The sequence below is a fragment of the Helicobacter valdiviensis genome, assembly GCF_003245365.1.
GTDB classification, from domain to species: Bacteria; Campylobacterota; Campylobacteria; order Campylobacterales; family Helicobacteraceae; genus Helicobacter_D; species Helicobacter_D valdiviensis.
The window spans coordinates 103,769-109,921 of record NZ_NBIU01000004.1; the positions used below are offsets into that span (position 1 = coordinate 103,769).

The window sequence follows — 6,153 nt, forward strand, 5'->3', positions numbered from 1 at the left end:
CTTTTTAACGGAGTTTTAGGAGTTTAAGGAATGAAAAAAATTCTTTTTTTACTGCTACCTTTAGTGCTTTTTGCTAAAGAAACCCTAGTGGTTAGCACGCCTATTAGAAGTGGAACTTTACAACAAGCCCACAAATTTGTTGGATCACTCTATTTTAGTGATCGCTCCTCACTTGCTTCAGAAATTCAAGGCGTGATTGATGAAATCTATGTAGATGAAGGCTCTAAAGTCAAAAAGGGTCAAGCACTAGCAAAACTAAATAGCGATCTTTTAATCAAAGAAATTAATGCTAAAACCGCACTTTTAAACCAATCTCTTGCAATCTTAAAGAAAAATACAAAGGATTTTGAACGCTATTCCAAACTTTATAAAAGCGATTCTATTGCCTATAAAGAATACGAGGACGCACTCTTTAACCTAGAAGCCCAAAAAGCAAATACACAATCTATCAAAGCAGATTTAGAATACCTAAAAACCCAAAAAGACAAAAAAACCCTTATAGCCCCCTATGATGGCGTTATTTTACAAAAGCTTCTTAAACAAGGCGAATGGGTAAGTGCAGGAGCAAGCATTTTTAATATTGCTAAACTCTCTCCGCTTGAAGCAAATTTTGAAGTGCCTTTTAGCATTTTACGCTCCTTAAAACTAGGAGATTCCATTAATGTGGAAATCGCCCAAAAAACCTATCCTGCTAAAATATCTGCACTCATTCCACTAGGAGATGCAAAGGCTAGAACCTTCCCCATAAAACTAGCAATTACAGATAATAAAGGAGAACTTATTGAGGGTTTAGAAGTAAGAGCAAATTTCAATCTCTCTTCTCCTAGCGACACACTCTTGGTTCCACGCGATAGTATCTTGCCCACCCAAAATGGCTATAGTATTTTTATTATTCAAGGAAAAACAGCCAAAGAAGTTGCCATTAAAGTAAATTCCTATGAAGGCTTAGAAGCTTCTATCACTCCTTTAAACGAAACTCTAAGCACAAAAGATAGAGTAATTACACAAGGACATGAACGCCTACGAGATGGACAAGCTATCTTGGATAAAGGAAATTAAAAGATGAAAGAATTGCTTAATCGCCCCGTAGTTGTTCTAGTAGGGATGATTTTAGTAAGTCTTTTTGGGATTTTAAGCCTTAGCACAATGCCTTACCAATTAACCCCAAAAGTTACACGCCCTGTAATTTCTGTCAATACCACTTGGAGTGGCGCCACCCCTTATGAAGTAGAAAGAGAAGTTATTGAAAGACAAGAGCAAGCATTAAAAGGGATTGATAACCTCATCTCTTTAGAATCACGCTCACGCAATGGAAGAGCTAATGTTACTTTAGAATTTAATATTGGCACAGACTTAACAAAAGCCCTTTTAGATGTTAGCAACAAGCTTAATGAAGTCAAAGGCTATCCAGATGATATGGATCGCCCCATCATTAAAGCCACTGGAGATGATACAGCACCTATTATCAGAATGATGCTAACTAGCCTAGATGACTCTATAAATGTTAGAGAATATCGAACCTTTTTTAATGAAAAAGTAATCCAATATTTTGAACGCATTGATGGAGTAGCTGAAGTCTTTTTCCCAGGCGGTGATGATAGAGAAATGCATGTAATTTTGGATTACCAAAAATTAGCTGCTTATGATCTTACTGTTGATACATTAATTAATGCGCTTGAAAGAAATAATGTCAATATTTCAGCAGGAACTATGAATTATGGACGCAAAAGCTATCGTGTCCGCACCGCCTCAGAATACAAAACACCACAAAGCATTAGCGAAACTATTATTTGGAGCGATGGTATAAAACGCGTAAAAGTAGGAGATATCGCGGAAGTCAAAGAAGGCTATGAAAACAAAACTACAGCCTCGCTTTATAATTTCAAAGAAGCCCTAAACATCTCTATTAAACCTACAGCCGATGCTAATGTGCTAGATCTTACCAATGCAGTAGAAAAAGTCTTTTTAGATTTAAATTCCAATCTTTTAAAAAAAGAGGGATTAAAACTAGAATGGATGAATGATCAAAGAGATTATATAGAGCAAGCCATCGCCCTAGTTAAAGGCAACATCTTAGTGGGTGCATTTTTAGCTTGTGGAATTTTATTTATTTTCTTGCGTTCTTTAACCTCCACACTCATCATCGCCATTTCAATGCCTATTAGTATCTTTGGCACTTTCATTGTTATGGCAGCCTTAGATAGAACTCTAAATGTCGTTTCGCTTGCAGGAATTTCCTTTGCAGTGGGAATGTTGGTGGATTCTGCAATTGTTGTTTTAGAAAACATTGATCGCCATAGAAAAATGGACAAAACCCCGCTAAATGCTGTAATTGATGGAACAAAAGAAGTAATTGGAGGCTTAATTGCTTCTGTTTTAACCACAGTAGCTATTTTTATCCCAATTATCAATATGCAAGAAGAAGCAGGACAACTTTTCCGCGATATTGCACTTGCTGCAAGCACTGCTGTGCTTTTTTCTCTCTTTGTATCTATTATCATCATTCCCACTTTAAGTTTTCAAGCAAGTATCTATGTCAAAAAAATTCCCAAAAAAGAAATTATTTTTTTAAATAATCTCTCCAATAAACTTGTAAATTTTGGAAATCTTTGCACTTTTTGGATTATGTTTTTTGTAAAAAAATCTATGCAAAGCACCAAAAACAAACTTTTAACAATTTTTAGTCTAACTTTTATTTCTTTTGCACTTACTTTCTTGCTCTTTCCTAAAATGGAATATCTACCACAAGGCAACCAAAACTTTGTCTTTGCCACTTTAAACCCACCCCCAGGGCTTTCTTATGAGGAGCGTCAAAAAATAGGAAAAGAAATCTTTACTTGTCTTAGCCCTTATTTTGCCCAAAATGGCTTTAAAGGTGAGGGAGATATTCCACCTATTGATAATATGTTTTATCTAGGAAGTGAAACTTCTATGCACTTTGGTTTGCGTTCTACTAATATGCAAAAATCAGGCGATTTAATTCCTATTGCAAAATCTTGTATTGCAAAAATTCCAGGAATTAGTGGAAATGTCTCACAAGCAGGAATCTTTGAACGCAGAGGCGGACAAGGACGCAGTATTGATGTAGATATTAGCGGAACAGATTTAGAAAGCATTGTAGCTACTACTCTAGCTTTACAACGCCTTGTATTTGCTAAATTTGGTGATGGGGTGCAAGTAAGTCCGCGTCCAAGTTTAGAGATTTTATATCCTGAATTAAACCTTTATCCAAATTATGAGCGTTTAAGTGCAGTAGGTTTTGATGCAACAAGCTTTGGCATTACTCTAGATAGCCTTATGGATGGACGCAAAATCTCTGAATACAAAGAAGAAGGTAGAGAAAAAATTGATTTGGTTCTAAAAGCTAAAGAAACCCAACTTACCTCTCCTGAAGAACTCTATCGTGCTTCTATCTATACGCCAGATGGTGGGATTTTACCTATTTCTTCTCTTGCTCTTTTAAAACTTGAATATGGAATTAATGAAATCCGCCACTTAGAACGCGATAGAACCATAAGTTTGCAAGTTAATCCCCCAAAAAATATCACTATAGAAGAATCTATGGAACTCATTAGCACAGATATCCTAAAGGAACTAAAAGAAAGCGGTGCTTTAGGGGATAACAAAATCACTCTAGGAGGCACAGCCGATCAGCTTACCAAAATTAGAGCCGCACTAGAGGGGGGCTTTATTTTGGCAATTTTTATCATTTATCTTTTAATGGCGGCTTTATATGAGGATTTTATCTATCCTCTTATTATTCTTTTTACAGTTCCTTTAGCAGTAGGTGGTGGGTTTTTGGGACTTTTCTTAGTGAATATATTTATCATTGAGCAACCTCTTGATATTCTTACTATGCTAGGTTTTATTATTTTAGTAGGTGTTGTAGTAAATAATGCTATTTTGATTGTTTATCAATCCTTGCACAATGTAAGACTTTATGGATTTAACACGCATGAAGGTATCTTAGATGCTGTCCAAACAAGAATTCGGCCTATTTATATGAGCACCCTAACTTCTCTTTTTGGAATGCTTCCATTAGTGATAGCACCAGGAGCTGGGAGTGAAATTTATAGAGGGCTTGGTGCAGTTATTTTAGGAGGACTTGGACTTTCAACTTTTCTCACACTTTTTTTAATACCTTGCATTCTTTCATTTTTCATTAAAAGGGAAAAACCATGCAACTAAAAGCAATCATAATCCTTTGTATTTTAATAAATCAAATCCACGCACTTACTCTTGAAGAAGCCATTAGGCTAACATTAAATGCTAATGCTGGTATTAAAGAACAAGAATATTTACTACAAGAAAGCCAATATAACACAAAAGCACAATACGCACCCTTTTATCCAAGCTTTAGTATTACTTATGGAGCAGATAAAAGCAACCGCTTAAATTCCCGCTCCAAAGATAGCTCTAGCACTCTTAGTTTAGATATTACTTATAATCTTTTTAATGGATTAAGCGATGTGTTTAATCTAAAAAGCTCACAAGCTTTACAAGAAGCTCAAAGCTATCAACTACAAGCACTCAAGGAAGATGTGATTTTGTTTGTAAAAAGAGCCTATATTGATATTTTACGCCAAAAACAAAATGTAATTGTCGCCACACAATCTAAAGAGTTACTAGAAGAGCAAAGAAGAGAGAGTGCAGAATTTTATAAAGTAGGACTTATTCCAAAAAATGATCTTTTAAAAGTAGAAGTGGAACTGCAAAACTCCATACAATCTCTCCTAAGCGCACAAAGCAACCTAAACTATGCCATTAAAACCCTTGAACGCTACACAAGAACAAAGATAGATACAAACACACTAGAAGAACTCACTCTCCACACACCAACCCTGCTCCAATCCAACCTCCAAAACACTATGCACCAAAAAAGAGCAGAAGTTTTATTTTTAGACAATATTATAAAAAGTAAAGATTACTTAAGCAAAAGTATTCAAGGTAGATTTCTCCCAAGAGTTGATATTTTAGGAAGTTATAGCCAATATGGAGATGATTATAAACTCCAAGAACGCATAGGCACCTACAACGATCAAAAAAGCGCACAATTACAATTTAATCTCAATGTTTTTAATGGTTTTAGCGATAAATTTGAACTAGAAGCTTCTAAGGCCAATAAACTTGCCTTTGAAAGCCAAAAAATTGATCTTTTAGAAGAGCTAGATTTGCAACTTTTTAGCGCATTAGAAAACTACCATTTAGCTATCAGTGCTTATGAAGTAGCTAAAAAAGCACTCACACAAGCTGAAGAAAATTACAGAATCTCACAAAACCGCTACAAAGAAAGGATAGAAAGCACAAGTGATTTTTTAGATTCTGAATATTTACTCACAGAAGCTAGAAGCAATGTAGTGCTAAACCGCTATGCAATCTTACAAGCCATAGCAGAAATAGAACGCATCACACAAAGCAAAATTGCTCCTTTTTAGACAATTTATAATTTTTAAGTTTTACTCATTGTAACCACTTCATACCTTTTTTATTACAAACCCTCCTTCTCTGTTATTGTGTTTTCTCTGTCATTGCGAAGAGCTTTAGCAACAAAGCAATCTAAAATCCTCCTTATATTCATACTATAAACTTTCATTATTACAAGAAACCTATCATTTTTAAAAGTTTAATTTATCTTTTTATATCAATCAAGCAAACTCTACCCTATTACTATTCTAAATACTTAAACTTCTTTTTGTAAGTCCCCACCCTATCTCATTGCAATAGCTTTCTTTTTTATCATTATAAGCCTTCCCCTGTCATTGCTAGGAGCTTTAGTAACAGCAATCTAATATTGTTACCCTATCATTACGAGCAAATATGCAATATTTGCGTGGCAATCTAAAAGAGCTTCCAAGAAACCCTAAGCATTCTCATAGATTACATAACTCTACTTAATTTTATTATTCTACTTCACAGATAAAAAACTATTAATACTATATTGTATTTATACTAAACAAGAAGAATTTATTTAAAAACAAGATTAAAGAAAGAAAGATTTTAAACTTTGCAACCCTTTTAAAGGGTTTAAAGTCTTAAAATTCCTTTTTAAAAGATAAGAAGTAAAAGCTAAACTAAATATTATTTAGCCTCCTTACCCGCTTTATCTTCCAAAGACTAATTTTAATAGTTTTAAGCATAAGTTAAGCGGGTTTT

The 6,153-nt window shown here is 34.5% G+C and carries 3 protein-coding genes; all 3 read left to right on the forward strand.

Features of this window, described 5'->3' with window-relative positions; genetic code table 11:
• The first annotated feature begins 30 nt into the window (after window positions 1-30).
• From B6S12_RS02670 to B6S12_RS02680, 3 genes are read left to right on the forward strand one after another with little or no spacing between them, the layout of a single operon-like run.
• Complete coding sequence (locus B6S12_RS02670; RefSeq protein WP_111229280.1) at window positions 31-1,059, forward strand: efflux RND transporter periplasmic adaptor subunit; 1,029 nt, start codon at window positions 31-33, stop codon at window positions 1,057-1,059.
• A gap of 3 nt (window positions 1,060-1,062) precedes the next feature.
• Complete coding sequence (locus B6S12_RS02675) at window positions 1,063-4,188, forward strand: efflux RND transporter permease subunit (protein WP_111229281.1); 3,126 nt, start codon at window positions 1,063-1,065, stop codon at window positions 4,186-4,188.
• Window positions 4,179-5,435, forward strand: coding sequence for a TolC family protein (locus B6S12_RS02680; RefSeq protein ID WP_111229282.1), 1,257 nt, complete (start codon window positions 4,179-4,181; stop codon window positions 5,433-5,435). Before B6S12_RS02675 ends, B6S12_RS02680 begins: the two co-directional genes overlap by 10 nt.
• Window positions 5,436-6,153: the final 718 nt, after the last annotated feature.

Bases quoted from the DNA above. Each gene is read 5' to 3' on its own strand.
- B6S12_RS02670 (WP_111229280.1), top strand. From the start codon at position 31: ATGAAAAAAATTCTTTTTTTACTGCTACCTTTAGTGCTTTTTGCTAAA.
- B6S12_RS02675 (WP_111229281.1), top strand. From the start codon at position 1,063: ATGAAAGAATTGCTTAATCGCCCCGTAGTTGTTCTAGTAGGGATGATT.
- B6S12_RS02680 (WP_111229282.1), top strand. From the start codon at position 4,179: ATGCAACTAAAAGCAATCATAATCCTTTGTATTTTAATAAATCAAATC.